The sequence below is a fragment of the Candidatus Trichorickettsia mobilis genome (genome assembly GCF_034366785.1).
GTDB lineage: Bacteria > Pseudomonadota > Alphaproteobacteria > Rickettsiales > Rickettsiaceae > Trichorickettsia > Trichorickettsia mobilis_A.
Map to the genome: position 1 here is coordinate 1 of NZ_CP112935.1, position 20,198 is coordinate 20,198.

General features: G+C 38.6%; 12 protein-coding genes and 1 pseudogene. 12 read left to right on the plus strand and 1 reads right to left on the minus strand.

Features of this window, described 5'->3' with window-relative positions; all coding sequences use genetic code 11:
- The coding region (locus tag Trichorick_RS07245) for a hypothetical protein (protein WP_323739004.1) at window positions 1-181 on the plus strand (181 nt) is incomplete at its 5' end.
- A 458-nt stretch (window positions 182-639) separates the two neighbouring features.
- Here Trichorick_RS07245 and Trichorick_RS07250 read toward each other — a convergent pair.
- Window positions 640-7,818: a MobA/MobL family protein gene (locus Trichorick_RS07250; RefSeq protein ID WP_323739005.1), complete on the minus strand. Its 7,179-nt coding sequence runs from the start codon at window positions 7,816-7,818 to the stop codon at window positions 640-642.
- Window positions 7,819-7,992: 174 nt separating this feature from the next.
- Between Trichorick_RS07250 and Trichorick_RS07255 the strand changes: the two genes are divergently transcribed.
- The 11 genes and pseudogenes from Trichorick_RS07255 to Trichorick_RS07305 all read left to right on the plus strand — a co-directional run bounded on the left by Trichorick_RS07255 (window position 7,993) and on the right by Trichorick_RS07305 (window position 20,190).
- Complete coding sequence (locus tag Trichorick_RS07255) at window positions 7,993-8,238, plus strand: HU family DNA-binding protein (RefSeq protein WP_323739006.1); 246 nt, start codon at window positions 7,993-7,995, stop codon at window positions 8,236-8,238.
- 31 nt (window positions 8,239-8,269) lie between these two features.
- Window positions 8,270-8,530, plus strand: coding sequence for a hypothetical protein (locus tag Trichorick_RS07260; protein WP_323739007.1), 261 nt, complete (start codon window positions 8,270-8,272; stop codon window positions 8,528-8,530).
- Window positions 8,531-8,570: 40 nt separating this feature from the next.
- Window positions 8,571-8,789, plus strand: coding sequence for a conjugal transfer protein TraD (locus tag Trichorick_RS07265; protein ID WP_323739008.1), 219 nt, complete (start codon window positions 8,571-8,573; stop codon window positions 8,787-8,789).
- Window positions 8,790-8,855: 66 nt separating this feature from the next.
- Complete coding sequence (locus Trichorick_RS07270; protein WP_323739009.1) at window positions 8,856-9,446, plus strand: malonic semialdehyde reductase; 591 nt, start codon at window positions 8,856-8,858, stop codon at window positions 9,444-9,446.
- A gap of 736 nt (window positions 9,447-10,182) precedes the next feature.
- Complete coding sequence (locus Trichorick_RS07275) at window positions 10,183-11,499, plus strand: reverse transcriptase domain-containing protein (protein WP_323739010.1); 1,317 nt, start codon at window positions 10,183-10,185, stop codon at window positions 11,497-11,499.
- A 108-nt stretch (window positions 11,500-11,607) separates the two neighbouring features.
- Window positions 11,608-12,609, plus strand: a pseudogene (locus tag Trichorick_RS07280) (IS110 family RNA-guided transposase); the annotation flags it as partial.
- A 358-nt stretch (window positions 12,610-12,967) separates the two neighbouring features.
- Window positions 12,968-13,954 (plus strand): hypothetical protein, encoded by a 987-nt coding sequence (locus Trichorick_RS07285; RefSeq protein ID WP_323739011.1) that lies wholly within the window; start codon window positions 12,968-12,970, stop codon window positions 13,952-13,954.
- Complete coding sequence (gene traN, locus Trichorick_RS07290) at window positions 13,951-15,036, plus strand: conjugal transfer protein TraN (protein WP_323739012.1); 1,086 nt, start codon at window positions 13,951-13,953, stop codon at window positions 15,034-15,036. Before Trichorick_RS07285 ends, traN begins: the two co-directional genes overlap by 4 nt.
- A gap of 3 nt (window positions 15,037-15,039) precedes the next feature.
- Window positions 15,040-15,879 carry a conjugal transfer protein TraF gene (gene traF / locus Trichorick_RS07295; protein ID WP_323739013.1) on the plus strand — a complete coding sequence of 280 codons (840 nt, stop codon included), beginning with the start codon at window positions 15,040-15,042 and terminating at the stop codon, window positions 15,877-15,879.
- Window positions 15,880-15,884: 5 nt separating this feature from the next.
- On the plus strand, window positions 15,885-17,306 hold the full coding sequence (locus Trichorick_RS07300) for a conjugal transfer protein TraH (protein ID WP_323739014.1): 1,422 nt from the start codon (window positions 15,885-15,887) through the stop codon (window positions 17,304-17,306).
- Window position 17,307: 1 nt separating this feature from the next.
- Window positions 17,308-20,190, plus strand: a complete 2,883-nt coding sequence (locus Trichorick_RS07305; protein WP_323739015.1) for a conjugal transfer protein TraG N-terminal domain-containing protein — start codon at window positions 17,308-17,310, stop codon at window positions 20,188-20,190.
- Window positions 20,191-20,198: the final 8 nt, after the last annotated feature.

The window sequence follows — 20,198 nt, forward strand, 5'->3', positions numbered from 1 at the left end:
ATGTCATGACAAAACTCGGCATGCCGGCTACCAAAAAAATTGCCTGATTTTTAACAAAATTAAACAACACGTCCAAATTCTGATTCATGCAACAAAGCCGTTTCAATATGGGGTAATAATAACCTTAAAATACAGCAGGAAGCAAAAATTAAAAAATAATAGATCATTAAAGTTGTTTTGATTAGCCAAAAATAGGAAAATACACAATGAACAAGACTTCTTGATGCCCTTAATTAATATTATTTTTTTTAACACTAGCAGAATTGTTATTAGGCAAGAAAATAGTGTGGTTATTATTCTGTTTAGTCATAGCTGAATTAGTTATAATAAAAATTGACACACAAAGTATTGTAATCAAAAAAATAACAGCGTAAATCTTCATAATTTTCATATTAATAATATTAATTATTGTTCATAAATTTACTTTATATGACTACAGAGGATACCGTCAAGTTAAATAAATGAGTATTCACCATACTTTAAATTTTGTTTCTTAAGCAATTAAGAATAGGCCTTCAGTTAAGAACTCTTGCTCTGACGCAGAATGATTAGGAAAGCTTTGAGTTATAGTGTCTGTAAGATCAAATCTTGAATTCTACAGGTCTATAAATCACAGAATTTATGCAACAAAGTTCCTCTCTAGAACTTCATCCCCATATCATGTCTGATTACCTGCTGTTGTTGCTTTAACAACTGTTGTTCTTCTTTATGCAGCTCTTCTAATTTAGCTCCAACATTGCTTTCTTTGAGATAACGGCTCAGTGCTTTATCATTCATTTTATATTGCAGGTAAGGTTTGATACCTTCGTGCTTTATACCACTCACTTCAACATATCCGTGTTGCTCAATATGATTGAGGTCGTTATTAATTTCTGCGACCACATGATTATAACAGCTCTTATACATATCACCTGCAACTTGGCCGAGCTGTGACGCAGTTCTTATTTTATCGACAACTTCCTCTTCTTTTATAATATTAGAGCTAATCATCATGACACTATCAAGTCGTAAGTTAGTTAATAATTCAGGCTGTCGCTTATAAATAGCGTTTATAGAATTTATATAGTCTCTGGTTCTTTCTTGATCGGGAGAACATAATAATCCTGAATGATTACTTTGGATCTGAGTGCAGAATTGCTTTTCTTTTTCTAGAACATCAATTACCTCTGTTACGGTAGTAGCCTCAGCTTTTCCTCTGTTAAATTCATCGATCCTTGACCAAGTGTAACTTTCAAACGCTTTTTTCCATTCGGTTACCAACAGTTTTTGTTGATCTTCGTCACTCAAGGATCTCAGCTTCTCGGTTAAACCATCGAAATCATATTTCGGGTTAAAGATTTTGATGTCTTCCAGACGACCTGCATGAAACTGCATAAACATCTTTAACCCTGAATGCTCGACTTGGGCTTTCTCTTGAACAAGCTCTAAATTGGCACTAACCAACTTCTTCCACCAATCTGGGCTATTTACTGCTTGGTATACTTTCTCTGCTATACAACACTTGTCATAATTAGTTGATTGCTCATTATGTGTGTTACTACCGTATTCGGTTATACAAGCATAAACCGTATTCAAAGCCATTGTACGATGAATATCCGGCACAATAGTTCCCAGCTGCTCCTGATGCAGAAGAATTACGTCTCTGGCCAAGATCTTATATAAGTCCAGTTTATCAGTTTTACCTTGTAAAGCTCTTTCGTATTTTTTATGTAGCTTGCTATCCAAATATACCGATTGTACTTTTTTCTCATACTCCTCTTGTAGATCAGACAGTAAGCTATGTAATGGCTGGGTACTTTGCTTTTTATCTTCAAATGTTAGAGAAAACTTAGACTCGCTATCTCTTTGATTAGAAACGGTTTCATTATTTACAGCTATAGAAGTTAAAATATCTCTGAACAGACCTTGTCTTACATCAAGAAAATCATGAGCTTTGCTGCTAATTCCCTTAGCTATTCGGTAATCCATATACGACTTAGCCTCACTACTACCAATTATTTCCTGCATATCGGCAATATTATGAGCCTGTTCTATGATAACGTCGAGCTTCTTCGGGGTGCTATTAGCTATAATCCGTTGTTGCCACAGTAAACGAGAGGCAATATCTTTAATATCACTTTTCTTATGTTCTCGGCCTTCAATTTTACTATGAATCACCGCCTCAAGTTTCTCAGTTGTTGACAACGATATCGTTGTCGCTCTCGCTATTCTCAAACTCTCTTTTATATTATCCAAAGTTAATTTCTCAGGTAACTTATCGGCCAGATCCCATCCTTCTTCAAACAAGCCTTGATGTACCTGCCCTTCAAATTCCAAGCTATTAGGATTAACTATCGATACCATACCTATATGACCGTTAATGCTGTTGATTTTACTGCATATCGCAGCAGCCGCCTTATGGCCAGCCTGATCATTATCCGGCCAGATTACTACCTCTCTATCACTGGAAATACCCCAATTAGCTTTATCGGCTGAGCCGCTTCCTCCTAACCATGACACTACTGTATATTCCGGCATTAATTCTTGAGCTTTATCAGCAGTCTTCTCACCTTCAACTATTAAAATAGGCTTTCTGCTAGCACTAATCTTCTCTGCTCCGTAAATCGGCTTACAACCTTGATCGCTAAAGCCTTTTAATCTCCAACCTTCTTTGCCGAAAGCGGCGTTACGACACCAGGCAACCGGTAATACCTGCTTGTCGCCAGTAGTTTTTTCTGTCAATCTGACGCTATACCCCAGTAACTCGCCATTAACATTACGATACTCATACACTCCTTGGCATTGATGTTCTCGCAACATATGTCGCAAATGCTTGCTTACTATAAATTGCGGCGCTGACTTTGGTACCTTGTTAACCGCCAACCATTCATTTGTCGGCTTCTCTGCTGCTATATCTTCCTTGTGCTGTTGTTTTAAATTACCGGCATTAACCTGTTGAGATCCTCTATCTCTATAACCTTCGACTCCAGCAACAATAGCAACAAACTCCAGTGCTTCCTTCTTATTAAAACCTCGTGCTTGTTCAATAAACCCATAAATATCACCTTTATCACCGGTACTAAATCTATTCCAACTACCGCTATTGAGGTTCATACTCAAACTGCCACAGCTTAGATGATTTCCTTGCTTACGAATCTTGCCGCCGTCATTATTAATGGAAAGGGCATAATCTCTAAATATTTGTTCAAAATGGCTACTGGTCAGATTTTTATTAACCTGCTCAAAAGTAAGCGGCGCTTCTCTAACCACATTCCTGTTTCGTAAACATGATTTTCTTACTCGCTTCTCCGGAACTACAGAATCAACCAAATTATCAGCTGCTGGTGTTCTCTCATTCTTGGCCATTTCTTTTGCCTCTTGCTCTTTTGCAAGGCTTTGCTGTTGTCCGCTGCGGCTATAATAATCGAGCACTAAGTCTCGACCGTCATCATTAACTACTACCTTGGCAATCTGCTCAAAAGTAAAATTATTGCTTTGCCGTAAGCCGTTTAGTTTCGCTATAAACTCTTGCTCGTATTTATTTGGCAGCAACTGCTTTAATCCGGCAATCTCTGCCCCTAGTTTTTCCTTCGCATTAATAAATTCTCCTTCATCAAGAGCGGTCTTCAGCTCCTGCAACTTGATGCCGCTTTTCTCATACTCCACCAAACGCTGATTTAATACCTCTACTCCGGCTATCGCCTCCTGTCTCTCTTTGGTTAAACCAAACATTTTACCAAGACCTATGCCTTTCAATTCACCTATTAAAGAAGGGTTGTTTTTTACTTGCCTTGCAATACTGTTCAACATAACCTGGGGATTATTCTCAACTAAAGACTTCCAATTATCTAGTACCTCATTAGCAGGAGCTTTATATACTCTGGTGAAGTACTCTAAAATTAGATTCTCTCGGTAATTTTCAAGCTTACCTACCTCTAACGTTATAACTCTATGCTCATTGGCATTTGCCTTTAATGCCTCGTTTTTCTGAAGAATCTCATGCTCAATCTCATAAACAAACTGACTTACTGCTTGCAAGTTACTATCCAGACTGAGTACTTGCTTGTCCTTCTCAGCTTTTGGCAAAAGCTTACGGTTATCTTGAGCTCTGATAATTACCTCAAACACTTTCATCATTTCTTGCCAGCTGCTATTGCTGCCGAGGGTAGCGGAAGCTTCAATTTCTTCCAGGTAATATTTATATGGAGATAATTCTGCATGCTTCTGAACTGTTTCATAATTCAGGTTTAGCTGAGTCATGTAGTCACCCATAGTAAGCCGTGGCTTGGAATCGGTACTGCTAACTCCTTCCATCGCCTTGTTTAAAGACGCTCTTAACTGTTGTATACCGGGCAAGGCTGCTTCTTTCTCTTGCTCAAAATTTTCCAGCTCTTTAATAGTAGCCAAAGTTATGCCGCACTCTGTAGTTTCAGAGGCTTCACTTTCTTTAAAGGTAAGTAACAAGTGATTTACCCATTTCTCATGAGCATCTTTCCCCCACAACTCGGCAGGCGCAGTAACTATGCTACTACTCTTGCCTTGTGCATGCTGATCTTCTCTCCACTTAGACAGTCCTCTGTAAACTTCCAGAGCACGATCAAATGTTTTCTCATTGACAATAGCGCTCACAACTCCTTCTCCAACCTCATCATTACCAAGCTTATTACGCTGAGTTCTGATCCAATTACTCTTAATATCTAGGTACTTGCCTTCAAGATTCACCTCAGCGTCGTTTAGTTTACTCTGCAGCTCCAGGTCAACCCAACCGTTATAATGCCGACAAATATTATCGGCATGACCTCTTAACTCTTTTCGGGTTTGCTTCAGTTCATCAAACAATATTGTTAGTTCTTCTTTGCTACTTTCCTTTAATACACTCCAAATTGCCGAATTTTTCTCAGCTTTTGATAAATTGCTAAATTTTACTCTATCACCCTCTACTTCGGTTATAACTTTGCTATTTCCGGTAAATATCAGCGCATTAGGGTCAATAACTATTTCTCTAGCATCGGTAATTACAAACTTCTTTGCCAATTGTTGCTGTAATGATGCCAACTTTAACGGTTGCTGATGCCGCTCTTTCCATTCCGAAATCTTCCCATGCAAATTAAATAATAGCTCTCTTGATTCTAGATAATTTTTAATTACTTGCTCATTACCGCTTAAAACTTCACCGGCTCGATAATCTCGCGCAAAATTATTATCTACTCGCTTACTTGAAGCTAAAGCAAGTCCTACATACCACGCCGGCAGCTCTTTATCCGCCTCGCCTTGGGTTAAACTTTTAGAATAAGCTTTAATATTAAACTTTTCTCTGGCTTCTCGAGTGTCCTCATTAATTCTCCTGTAAACAATGTCTTCCAATACCTCCTGCGATGCGTACATCTTAACATCTAACTTATGCCGACTCATCAATACGTTAAAAGCCTCATAACCGATAACCGGCTCATGATAAATCCGCATATGGTCTACAGTTTCTCCTTGGAGCTTATAGCCGGTTACCGCATAACCGTGTTTAAACCTGACGGGGTATTTTTCTTCACCGGTATTTATCTTTACCAACTGTTTACTACCGTCAGCTTTATGTACCAGGGCTTTGAAAACTCCATGGCCGTATTTATCCGGTTGCTCAAAATCAATAACCGTTGCTACCTCACCGTTTAAAACCCCGTTAAAACCTTGCTGAGCTTTTTTGTTAGTTTCAAAGACTATTTGCTCGCCTTTAAACAATTCTACCGTCTCCTGCCCGCAACGAAACTTTGCTCCCGCCCCCTTTAATACCCCAGCCTGCCTCAAGCGTTCTCTGACCTCAATATTAAAATGGTTTACCGCAGCGTTAGTATAAGCTCCGATTACCACTGAACGAACCGCGGCAAGATCATAACGTTTTAGCTTGTCTGCCTGCTGCAAATATTCTTCTACATAATCATTTACTAACACGGCTTTAGTCGCCTCGGCATTACTCTTAATCTTGAATACTCCAAGCTCATGGTATATCGCCAGAGCTTGAGATATTTTGTATTGCCCGACCAGTTTGGTAGCTAATCGCTGTTGTTCTCTGATATGCGGATCAGGATGTTGATGACGCATTATTTCAGTTAACCTGCTACGACCGGCAATATTTCCGGCTTTCTTAAATGCTCCGGTCATACCTACGGCAGCAAACTGGTTATTATCCCCTACTAGAATCACCTTAGCGCCAGATTTCTTAACCTCATTAACCAGATAATCCATGTTTGCCAGCTCTACCATTGATGCCTCATCAACAATCAATACCGTCTTAACATCTAACGCCCCCAACTGATGTTGATACTGTGCCTCTGAGTAATAATCGCTACGTAAGGCTAGCTCAAATTTCACCCCTCTTTCTTCTTGCCAGCTCTTACGCCACTGTGCAATATTCTTAGCCTCAATCCCTGCCGCTTTAGCTAACGTCAAAGCAGCAGCACTACTTGGGGCAGCTCCTAGTACCTTATAGCCTGCACGTTGGTATTGTTTTACTATTACTCGCATCGAATGGGTCTTACCCGCACCCGGCCAACCTTCTAATACACTAATATCGCTACCGTTTATTACTTCAACCACCGCTTGTCTTTGTTCAGCAGTTAAAGAAGGCTGCTCTTTGGCCACCAGATTAAGATCTATACCGGTTTTTTCTTTTATTGATTGTTGAATATTGTTGCCAAAAGCTCTGATTCCTTCTGCCAACTCTTCGCTTAAAGAACGATGATCCATAGCTTCAACGTTTACATTTAGTGCATGTTTATGACTATCCGCCAGTTGCTCCACCGTTTGCTCATAGCGTTGCTCCAGCTCTATTCGCTTAGTCAGCGCATATAACTTTCTTCCTTTAAGGTCACAAGGATTGATTAAAGTGATGTTTTTAGAAGCAAGTAATTGCTCATAAGTTACCATGAATTCGGTACTATATTTAGTATTCAACTGCTCTATATCATAGCTTTTAAATGCGGCAGATACGCCGCCTTGTTCCTTCGCAACCTCCGAGAGTTCTATACTTGAGTAAAGTACTTCCGACAGTACTTTTGCAATATCTTCCGGCGTAAATACCGGCTTGTTTATTGACAGCTTTTGGAAAATAAGCTCGGGGTTATCCCGAATCATTACAGCATTCTCTTTTACTATTTCCTCGTTAAGCTGAGTAAGTTCTGCTGATTTAATATAATTAGCTGGCCCTTGATGAACACCGGGGATTAACTCAATGCCTCGAGCCTTATGCGACAGGTGAGATATGCGATCAATATGTCCGTGAAATTCCAGATGTCGGTTAACCACATTACCCCACTCTTCACGCTGTAATCTTAGAAAAGGTATGGTTTGCCATTCCCTAACTTTCTTACCAAAGACCAATTCACCATTCTCTGATTGTAACAACTCTCTGGTAGTCATTTGAATGTGTACATGAGGGTTATTTTCTCGGTCATAATGAATATTAATATCTGCTATGATTCCTTGTTTATTTAAGAAATCGGCGTAATCATCAATAATATCAATCTGCTGTTCTTCGGTCAGTTCTTTGGGTAAAGCAAGGATCATTTTATGCGCAGGCCTGGCATCACATCTTATATCCACATGTTCAGCTTTATTCCATAAGCGTTCACGATCAAACACCCACTCTGCTACAGCATTAGGAGCATATATTTTACTAAAAAACAAGCCTTCCTTGTCGGAATAATCATATACTATTTCTGTTACAACTCCCGTGTCCTTATCTATACTTTGATAAGTAAGCTTACTTCTAGAAATATAAGCAGCAGACGCAACAGCATTTTGTCCTTTGCTACGCTGCACAGATGATTTGTGATTATGATAAATCGCCATTTCTAGTTTTATTACTTCTTGATTTAAAATTTATCTAATTTGAGCGCGTAGCATTCAGGGTAACATGAATGCGTAAATAGATAAGCAAATTTAAAGTATAAATTGTTCTATACTAGGTGTTATATTATTATTACAATAAGGTTCGATAAAGACTACTATTAATCAGGTAATTAAATGAATAAAGAACAGTTTGTTAAATATATTGCAGAAAACATGGAATGCGATGAAAAAACCGCTGAAGTTATTATCGATATATTTGCAGAAAATATTTACATGGCTATCTCAGAAGGACATGAAATAGATATCAATAATTTAGGCAAGTTTGCTATTAAAAATAGCCCTATAAGAAAAAATCAATGTGTCAAGAGACAACCGTACTTTGTCCCTGCAGAAGATTTAAAACTTGCCTGTAACTATTAAGCCTAACTTTAACTCTAAAAAAATATCATAGATGCCTAAGAAAGATCTCTCTTTAACAGAGAAAATTGCTAAACTAGAGCAACAAAAAGAACAGCTACTTAACAAAAGAAAAGATGAGTTATTCTCTATTTTTATTAATACGGCGAGCGTTGCTATGGATAATAAATTGCTTACCGGTGCTTTATTATTCTTAAGTAAATCTGAAAATAAAGATCATCCAATACTAAAGGAATTTAAGGAGCTGGCAACGCGCAACAAAGTTCCCAGTAATACCAAATCAGCTAATACGTAACCAGTTACATCGAGTAATCAGAAAACTTTATTATTGTCGTATGCAGCAACAAAAACTGTCTTATCTTGATCGTAAAAAAGATACTCATAAAAAAATTATGCTTGGTGGGCTGGTTATCAAAGCAGGGTTGGATTATTTCCACCCACATGATCCTGCTACTCTTTACGGACTTTTATTACATGGTAAGCAGTTATTAAATACTGATCCTAACTTTGCTCAAGTTTGCAAAAACATTGGGAAAGAGCTAATAGAAAAATAATAAATTAAAGCCGACTAAACATTTAATCGCATTTATCTAATAAAATTTATATAAGGAAATAATAAAATGAATCCAATTGCAAGCGAAAGCTTAAAGCAACTTTTTACTGAAGCAAGAACATACAGTTCTTGGCTCCCTAAGGAAATAAGTGATCAAAATCTCCGTGATATATATGAGCTGATGAAATGGTGCCCTACAAGTGCTAATCTTAGCCCAGCTCGCATTGTATTTATACGCAACGGTGTACAGAAAGATAAGCTGCTTCCCTGCCTGTCTCCAGCAAATGTTGATAAGGTGAAATCAGCACCTGTTACCGCCATTATCGCTCAAGATGAAAAATTTTATGATCAAACAGAAAAGCTTTTCCCTCACGCCCCGACTTACAGAGAAATGTTCGCATCAAATCAAGCTCTTGCTGAAACCACGGCATTTAGAAACAGTTCTTTGCAGGGAGCTTATTTTATCTTGGCAGCTCGCGCACTTGGCTTTAGCTGTGGAGCCATGTCCGGATTTGACAATAACAAGCTCGATGAAACTTTTTTTGCTGAAACTTCTTGGAGATCAAATTTTATTTGTAACATTGGCTATGGAAATACTGATAACCTTTTCCCTCGTCTACCAAGACTTGATTTTGAAGAAGCTTGTAGAATTATTTAGAAAAATTAACTACAAAGGGGTGGTTTTTATTAGTAGTGTATGCGATATCGTTGGCTTAAAAAAAATAAATATTATAACGTACATTTGCAGTTAAATTTATTCGGCGGCACGAGTGTGATTTGATGGAATGGATCTACCCTATATACAGAATCGATATCAATTGTTATCGTTCTAAGATAGAGGTTAATTTTAAACTATAAATAATAGGGAGATCCACATGAATATTAACACGATAGGAATAGATATAGCAAAAAGAGTTTTTCGTGCGCCACGAAGCGTAAATAAACTAGCTGAGGAAGGAACAGTCATAGAAGTGCCGACCTAGCACACTATATATCGAGTCTTGGGTTAGTTTTGGTAACAAAACTAACTAAGCGTAGACAGAAATATTATAGGCCGTAAGCCGAAGGGCTGAAGTTATTGAGCCTCGTTAACTTTAATTTATAAGATCGCAGACTGAGTGAAAAATCAGGAATGCAACATCACAAGCAACGTAAATAGGCAGTTGTAGTGGAGGTCTTCGGGGTCTAAGAGCATGGCATGTAATAAAAGTTTATTTAGGAACGTGGGAGATCCTGTATTTCCTGCTTGAAACGGCAGTATTAGCTGACAAGTATAATAGCAAGGAAGCTGAAAAGAAATACAGGAAATCAGATCGGGCATAGTACCTAAGAACTCGAGTAATGTCGCTGGAGGAAAGGCCCGCGGGTAAAATCGATCTCTAAAAGGAAATGTTATGATAACAACAGATTATCAAATAATAACAGAAACAAAATTGAAGAGAATAGCATGGTTGTCTTCACAGGATAAAGGCAAGAGCTTTAACAATCTCATGCATTTGTTCAATGAAGATGCACTTACAGTCTGCTATCACGAGCTAGATGCAAATAAAGCCGTGGGAGTAGATAGAGTGAATAAGGCTAAGTACGGATCGAAGCTCACAGAAAATATCAAAGAATTAGTTAATAAACTAAAGAATATGATTTATATACCAGGTAACGTTCTGGAAGTGAAAATACCAAAAGAAGGCAAGCCAGGTAAATACCGTACTTTAGGAATTAGCAATTTTGAAGATAAGATTTGTCAGAAAATGATGCAGAAAACACTTGAAAGTATTTATGAACCAATATTCTTAAAATGTTCTTATGGATTCAGAGTAGGAATGGGGTGTCATGATGCTTTGAGAGCACTTAGGCAACATCTTGATAAAAATGAAGTTGAGAACGTACTGGATATAGACTTAGCCAATTTCTTTGGTACCATTGATAGAAGCATATTAACGAAAATGTTGCAAGAAAAGATTCACGATAAGAAGCTGATAAGATACATAGTCCGCATGTTTAAAGCAGGAATATTATCTGAAGGAGAGCTGACTATTCAAGAAGAAGGGATAGTACAAGGTAGTTGTGCTAGTCCAATACTTGCAAACGTCTTCGCCCATTATGTTCTGGATCAATGGTTTGAGGAAGTAGTAAAGCAGCATTGCAAAGGAACTGTAACACTGTTTCGTTATGGGGACGATGCGGTCATGTGTTGTAGGTATAAGGAGGACGCAAATAGAATTAAAACAGCTTTAGCAAAGCGCCTCGAGAAATATAACCTTAAACTTAATGAGGAAAAGACCAAGTTGGTAAGATTTTCGAAGAAAGGGTTAAGTCAAGGTGCAAAGCAAGAAGCATTTGATTTTCTGGGTTTTACCTTCTACCTTGGCAAGTCTAGGAAAGGTAACATAATACCTAAGGTAAAGAGTTGCGGTAAACGGATAAGTACTAAACTAAAGAGAGTTAAGGACTGGTGTAAAGACATTAGAAACAGTAATAAACTAACTGTTATATGGCAGAGCTTTTGCAGCAAGTTAAGAGGGCATATCCAGTATTATGGTGTAAGTTTTAACTATAAAGCGGTAAGAGTTTTTGTATATCAAGCAGTTAGAATATTATTCAAATGGCTAAATCGTCGCAGTCAGAGAAAATCATTTACTTGGGATAAGTTTAAGCTGTTTACCGAGCGTAACCCGTTACCAAAAGTAAAAATATACCATCAAATCTTATAAAAGATAAAGACTATGTGAAGGATGATATCTTGAGCCCATTGCCTTAATAGGGCATGATGTGGTTCTAAATGGGGGGCGGCATAGGAAACTAGTCGCTCTACCAGCTAAGTTCACGGTGTAGATAGAAATGGCAAGACAGTTTTAAAGAAAAAATTGATTAGAGATCAGGTATTAATGTTTATGGCTAATTTACCTAGATGTTTAGTAGGCATGGAAGCTTGTGGTGGCGCTAACTATTGGGCTAGGGAAATTAGCAAACTAGGACATGAGGTAAAATTAATGGCGCCACAATTTGTAAAGCCATATGTTAAAACTAATAAAAACGATCAGGCCGACGCAGAAGCAATATGCGAAGCTGTCTCAAGGCCTAATATGAGATTCGTTCCCGTTAAAAGTGTAGAACAACAAGATATATTATCGATTCATAGAGTAAGAGCAAGATTAGTGAAGAATCGTACGGCACTTGCTAATGAGATTAGAGGATTGCTACATGAATTTGGAATAATTATCCCTCAAGGTATAAATAAAATTATAGCAAAGTTAATAGAAATCTTAGACAGTGACAATTTAAGTCAAATAAGCAAGCAAACCTTTAGTGATTTAAAAGAGGAATTTATAGAAAATGACAAGAAAATAAAAGACTTAGAAAACAGGCTAAAGATAATGACTAGGGAATTAGATAAGTATCAACAAGTAACTTCTATACCTGGTATAGGTTTAATTACAGCCACCGCCCTGATAGCATCAATAGGTAATGGAAGTTGTTTTGAAAATGGCAGGCAATTATCTGCATGGCTTGGGTTGGTACCAAGACAAAGTTCTAGTGGTGGCAAAGAAAAGTTACTTGGAATTAGTAAAAGAGGTGATATGTACTTACGAACTCTATTAATTCAAGGAGCAAGGGCTGTGCTTAATACAAAGCCAAGGCTTACTATTGAATCACAGAAAGCTAAAAAAGATTATAGTAGATTTACACAATGGATGTTTAATTTATATAACAGAAGGGGTCATAATAGAACAACCGTTGCTATTGCTAATAAATTAGCCAGAGTCGTATTTGCAGTACTAAACTCTGGTAATAATTATGTTGAAAGTAAAGTTTGTAGCTAAAGTGTAAGAAACATGGTGTCACTTGCGCCAATAGCTATTAAAATTTAAGAGAATTCCGATCAGGAATATGCGAGATGTAATGATAAATATTGATGGCAAAAAAAGACAAACCTTTACTTACAAAAAAACTGTTTTCTTCATGGGCTCTATATGAAGCCGATCAAATGATTATGTTTAAGTTTGTAAGTAGCGAATTCCATCAGGGCTATAGATGGTAATAGATAGTAAGGACTAATTTACTGAACTATAAGTCGGATACATGAATGCATTTTGATTTTTTTGGTATTATATTATTTTTTTCTTGCATTAGAGGATAGGTCCATACATGAAGAAAATCCTCAAGTTTGTAAGTTTAATTTTGTTCTTGTGCGCAGGCCATCAGGTACTTGCCATACAAACCCAAATTAACAAAGTAACGGATTTATTTGATAAGCATATCGAAGATAAAGACTCATTGCTACAAAATATGAAAAAGCAAAATGATAATGCACCGGAGCAAATTAAATCAAGAAACCACCACGACTCTATTGAAGGAATGATTGGTGCTGAAGGCAAGGCGAATGAGCTTAATTCTATAAAAGAAACGGACTTAGATGACGCAGGCAGGCAACAGCGCGGGTCTAAAGAATACCAGTTTTACGATGAAAACGAGTTAGAGCCGGATTATACCAAGTCCGGCAATCGTATGCATAAACTCGATGCCGATGACATAGTAACTAGCACGGAAAAAACTATGCGTCAGGTAGGGGCTGATTTAATGAAAAGGCTTATTGAGCTGGGGTTTAATTGTAAAACGGTTAAAGGCGCAATCCACAAAGAGCCGACTTACTACATAGAAATTAAAAGAGAAGATCAGAAAAACACCGAATATGATCAGTTTTTCTGTGAAGAACCGAGGAATCAATATAACTGCAATGATAATCTAACCTTAACATGCGCAAAGACGGGAGTTAGATATAGAGAATGGCAAGATAGAGAAATCGCCTTAGGCGGGCATATGCTTTATCAGAATTATATAGATTGGGGATGGTCGGTAAAGTGGAAGAAGAAACGGCACGGTTGGCATATTAGCGGCTACCCCGGATCTGAATCAAGTCTGTCTGCACAAGGGATAAACGATGGAGTAAGGCTATTTATAGCAAGTAGTTTAGGGGTAGGAATTGATCAAATACACCCAACTATAGGATTTCCTCCGGGAGGTAGAGGTATAGGTAATATAACGCCTCTTTATAGTAGATGGCGGGTAGCATGGGATAATTATGTTTTTAAATATAAATACCGAGATACTTATCAGGTATGTGAAGTGTGGTCTGAAGATTGGACTGAGAGGTGTATGTTAAAATGATAAAGCGCCTCACGACACGCAATTTTCTTACATCGATAATACTTAGCATAGCCGTTGTTTTAACTTGTTTTGTCCATCATGCCAAGGCGGGTAATCGTTTTACTTCAAGCTATCCATGCTCCGATAACGGTAAATATTGCATTAGTAGCGGCATGAGACTAGTGCAAGGATTCGAGGTATACCGTGATTGCTGGGAGTGGGCATATAACAAACAATGTAATTATCCGAGTAAAAATAACTGCGCCCAGCATGCCAAATGTTATTCGCTCGGCCAGCGCGATTGCGTTCTTCGAGATAGTTTAGGCAACTGCGTTAACATTTTAAAAGAATTTAGCTGTAAACGCTGGATTCCAACGGTAATTGAGTCGGAAACCGTTAGATACGGAGCAGAGGATAAGGACGGAGCGGAAGGTCTTGTTTGTGAGGGCGTCCCTTGTATAGACGGCAATTGCATCGATAAGTCTTATGAAATGGATGCCGATATGGTCTCCTCAGTTGCGCAGCTTGGTGCTTTATCACAAGGAAAAAGTGACGGCGTAAATTTTAAAATCTTTGAAGGCCTATCGAGGAATTGTTCGAAGAAACCGGTTGGTTATCAAAGTTGCTGTCACGTATATCCAAAAGGTTGGGGCAAGAAATTAGGTGCTAAATGCAGTAAGGATGAGGAAATTCTGTCAGAAAAAAGGCAGAAGAATCTATGTATATATGTCGGTAAGAGTGCTAAGAAAACCGCGGGTATTACCACTCTTATCAACCATCATTATTGTTGCTTTAGCAATATTCTAGAAAAAGTCGTACAGGTACAAGCACGTAAGCAACTAGGACTTAATTTCGGTAGCGGCGGTAGCCCTAATTGCCGAGGTCTTACTTTAGATGAGTTATCTAGAGTTGATTTTAGCAAAATGGATTTTTCGGAAGTAGCCGCCGAGATACAGAAAAAAATAGTTATGCCTAATATTGCCGATGTTAAGGGACGTATCGAGGGTTCTCTTAATAATGACTGTAATAAATTTGATACTCAGCAAGAAGCTCATCCTAAGAATAAAGCTTCCGGCGTTAATTCAAAAGTAAAAGAGGAATGATAGATGAGTAACGCGAGGGTAATTAACACTAAATCTATTATTAATATCATTAAAACAATCTGCGCTATTTTGCTGTTAACGGCAGCGTGTAGCAATAGCGTATATGCAGGGGTAGGTGGTTTTTACAAGTGCAAAGATAGATATCGCGGCTTTTATTGGTTTGAAGACCAGAGAACGGGGCTACAAAATATAGATTCTTTTCAGTTTCACTACCCGACTCCTGATGAAGCGCAAAATGCCATAGAAGTTCGTAAAAAAGAAATGGATGATGCACGAGCTCAAATGGTAGAGCTTGGTTTTAGAGAAGATACGCCGCCCCATATTTTAAGACAAGCCATAGTTAAATATAAAAAACTAGAAGCCCGGATGCATGAAGGTAGCATTCGTTTGGTACATGCGTCTGAGATGGCTAATTTTACTAATCCTGAAATAGCCGATGTAACCGAGTTCCCGACTAATGTATATGCCAACAAAATCAAGCGGGCGGTCGATGAACAAGGAAAGATAGTTATTGTTAAAGAATTTGCCAAGAAGTTTGATCTCTTATTATTTGTAAGCCCGGATTGCGCTTATTGCAAGGCTTTTACTCCCGTAATCACTAACTTTGCCAAAGAACATGGATTTACTCTTGAAACTAGCAACCTTAATAGTAGCGAGGGTAAAATCGCCCAAGGATTAGGTATTAATCTAGTTCCGACATTAGTAGCGGTCGCTAAAGACGGCAACCGGTTATTTGAACTATCCAGAGGTCTTAGTAGCTTGTCGGAGTTGGAATCTAGCGTAGTACTTGCAAGTAATCTAAACGATGAGCGAGGCCAAAAATTTAATAAGAGCAGAAGGTAATATCAGTGTTTTATTCTCAATATTTACCAAGACTAATATTTATTTTGCTATTACAGCTAATGACGGCTACGAGCAGCACTCAAGCGGGCGGTCTTGACGGTTTCTTAAAATTTGCTGGTCAAGGCGGTTCGATGACCAGCATAAATAAAGGAGCTGTTATCAGCGATCAAAGGGCCGGTTATATGACCGGCGGTTCTATTATTACCAGAGGGCCGAGACCTATGGATTTACAACCTCTAGGGATTCAATTACCGAGCATCGCCTTTGATCCTTGTACCGGTTCCGGTGATCTGCGTTGGGGCGGTTTTTCATTTATTAAGGGAGCTGAGTTTGCTAAATATTTTAAAGCGGTTGCGGCTAGTAGCGGAGCTTATGTTGCTAAAATGGCCATTAAGCAAGCTTGCCCGCAATGCGAAGATATTATGTCATATTTAGAAAGCGTAGCCAGAGATATTAACGGTATGACCTTTAATCAGTGCGAGCATGGTAAGGCCATTGCCGATGGTCTAATGGGTAAATTTAATGCCGCTACAAGCCAGAAATGTATGACTAAATCATCCATTGTTAAAGGTGGCAGCGATTTACACGAGACTACTCAGAAATGCCAAGATAATCCTGATAGACACGGCGAGACCGGTGATAATGACCAGCTAAAATCAATGTTGCCCGATAATTTTAATTTAGTATGGAAAGCCCTATCTCACGGTGACGGTAATGCGCCGACAGGAATGAAAGAATTAATTATGTCGATTTCAGGCAGTATTATCGGTACTAAAACAGACGGTATTTCTACGATTAGTACATTACCATCTTTGGTCGAAAAAGAAGATTTACTTGAGCAATATATCGGCAAGCCCGGAGTAGGAACAAGCAAAATCAAATTATATGTTTGCAACGAAAAGACTAAATGCCTAAAACCGGTGGCAACGGAAGCCTCGGTCGATAATAGGTCGGATACCTTATACGGCAAGGTTGAAACTACCTTGACCTCAATTCTTGATAAGATTGAATCAAATAAGGGTGAGTTGTCTGATGAGGAACAAGCCTTAATTGAATATTCACAAATTCCGATCATCACCTTATTTGAAATTGAGCTAGCACTTAAAAATAAAGAAAGCGTTGCTATGCTCGCGGGTAACTCAGAATTCGTTGAGGTAGTTTGTTATGACACGGTTACTAACTTCATGCAAAAAATGCTTCATGAGGCAAAAACGGCGGTAGATACTTTGCAGACCGCGCAGTTAGATAATACTTCCATTGAAAGATTTAACCGTAATATTGAAAACGTACAAACGCTGCTTCGAGATAAAAAATACATGGCTATGGATAAACTCCAAACTATCATTGCGGTCAAAGAGCGTCTTTTAAAACAACAAGATGTTTTTGAAATGGGTTTTAGCAGATTTGCCGATAGTAGAGGTAGGTAATATGGGAATACAATTTGCGGTACATACATACGGACATTATGATGCAATGTTTTATGTTCTAAACGGCATTAAGATGATTATGGATAGTGATCTTACGGGAGCGATGATTAAGCTTATGGCACTCATTGCAACCTCCTATTATGCGCTTAGAGGTATGGCGGAAAGCTCGCAAGGCGGAGTAGGACATTATTTGCTGAAAACCGTCGGTATGTTAATGCTAATATCGGCGCTACTAATGCCAAAAGCCGATATATGGGTTGTAGATCGTATTAGCGGCAAAAGAGAGGTAGTTAGCGGTCTTCCTTATGCATTTGTTTTGCCTGTCGGAATATTAGAAGCTCTCGGTGCCGGCATTACATCTCTCTTCGAGCAAGCATTCACGCGGGTCGATTCTATGGCTTATAAAGATTACGGTCTTATTTTTGGACAAAGGTTAGTACAAGAATCTAAAAACTGGCGTATTAACAACCCGGAATTTGCCCGTAACATGAATATCTTTCTTAAAAGATGCGTTGTACTGGAATCTATGATCGGTACTAGATTTACTCCTGAGGACGTATTTAACAGTACCGATATGTTTCGTTTAGTAACGGAAAAAGCAGGGACGTTTCGTCAGGTTGATTTTAGAATCAATAAAAAACTTGAGCGATTAAATTGCAAAGAGGCGGGGGCGGCACTTAAAGAGTACCTAAAACCGGAAATAGATTTTTTAAATTTTAAATATAAAGGTACCGACTTTTCTATAGCCGGTAATAATGACGGTCTCGGCAATATGCAAATTAATCAGTTGCTTAATAGAAACTTAGAAGTAGGTTACGCTACTTCTCTTGGAGTAGAGGCCTCGGCTGCCGAGATTATAAGGCAAAACATGATGATTAACGCTCTTAAAGACTGGGGTAATATTAGCGATAAATACGGCTATACTAGGGCAGATGATTTACAAAAAAGTAACTGGAAGATATCGGGAGACCTTGCTAAAAAATATTTACCTATGCTGCTTAATATCACGAAAGCCTTAATTTACTCTTCTTTTATTTTTATTGTACCGCTAATGATTTTATCAGGCGGCGTTAGTCATTATCTAAAATATTGTACCGTAGTATTCAGTCTTCAGATATGGCCTGCGTTGAACGCGGTATTAAACCTATTCATTGAGCTATATAGCAACCTTAGAGGTTCGGCATTAACCGGGGGGCAGCTAACGTTCGCTAATTTTAATCAAGTACACGAATCGGTAGATACTATCGTTTTAGTTGCTAGCGGTTTGCAAATGAGTATACCTTTCCTAAGTTTTGCAATCGTTCAAGGCGGTGTGGGTAGTTTTGTACATTTAGCAAGTACCTTGCAATCGGCAAGTACTTCTGCCGCCGGGACGGCAAGTCAAGAGGCAACCACCGGTAATAGAAGCTTTGACAATATAAGCAAAGACACGGCAAGTATAGGCAATAAGTCCGGGTTTAAAACCGATTTTAACCAGCTGCATCAAGAAGGGGCTACGCAAATACAAGGGGCGGACGGTTCAATGCTAAGGAATTTTGCAGATGGAACAAGTAGTATTACCAGCGGTTTCGGAGTCAATAAATCTTCTGGCTCAAGAGCTCTATTTATGGAAGAGGGGCTTAATACCAGTTTACACGAGGGAGCTAGCAAAAGTTTAAGCGCAATGAAAAGTGACGAGCAACATTATCAGCAATCACAAAGCTCGGCAATTAGTACGGCTACTGATCGTGTAGCGCATTTAGCTCAAAAACAAGCTGCTGGTGAATCTCTTAATATCGATACTACGACTGAAGAAGGCAAAGCGATGCAAGAAGCCATCAACAATACTAAGTCTCTACATGATCGTGACGGTTATGGTTGGAGTCAGGCGGCAAAAGCCAGTGTTAATGCATATGTCGATGGGGGCGTTAAAATACCTAGCGCAGTTCCTTTGATCAAGGGAGAAACCGGTGTCAGAGCAGACGGTAGCGTTAGTGCTGAAAATAGTAGTAATCAATCTCTTGATAAACAGAATTCTATAAATAGAGAAAATAATAGCAGTAAATCACTTAACACTCTATTGCGCGCAGCGTCTAATGAACATTACACCAAAGATGATAGTGTAGATCAAAGCTTGGCTCAAAGTACTAAAGCGAGTTATGACAAAATGCAAAGCTACGGTCAATCAATATCACAACGAAAAGAGGAGGTGGACAACTATAATCTTGCTATACAGTCATCAGCAAGTAGAGGCGGGACTGATAGACGTGACATGACTCATGAGGCGGAGTTAGCTGTAGCTAAAACATACGGAGTATCGCAAGAAGCGGCTCACAAAATGATTGAATCTAATGATCCAAGGGCAAACAAGGTTTGGAACTCAATGGTTGAGCGTGAAGTCTCCCAAGAATTAGCCCAAGTAAAGGCCGCTAAGAACAATGTCATACATACTGCCTCGCAAGATAAAATAGCATTCCATAACGAACATTCAGGCAAGATTAATGATCAAGGTCAAAAAGATTTACAACAACAAGCTGCTAAAGAAGGATTAGACCCTAATCTTATGCAAACAAATATCCAAAAAACTCAGAATAATCTTAGTACAAAAGGTAATGATATGAAGCAAAATGCTGATGGGCAAATAGATGCAGTTGAGCATAAAAATAAGCTCATGGAGCAAGGGATGGATAAGAAAGTTCAGGAGTATGAAAAAGATAGAATCGGGCAGGGTAAAACTTCCAAGGTACTCGGCACTTTAGCGTTAATTCCTACTGTGGGTAATTCTGGTGATTTAAATGTAGGTGGTATGAATTCCGAGCAAAAGGCCAGAGAGTATTTGAAAGGCGGGGAAAAGGCGATACAAATACCGTCTGAAAAATCTTTAAAACCAAAAGGCGAGAAATGAGATGAAAG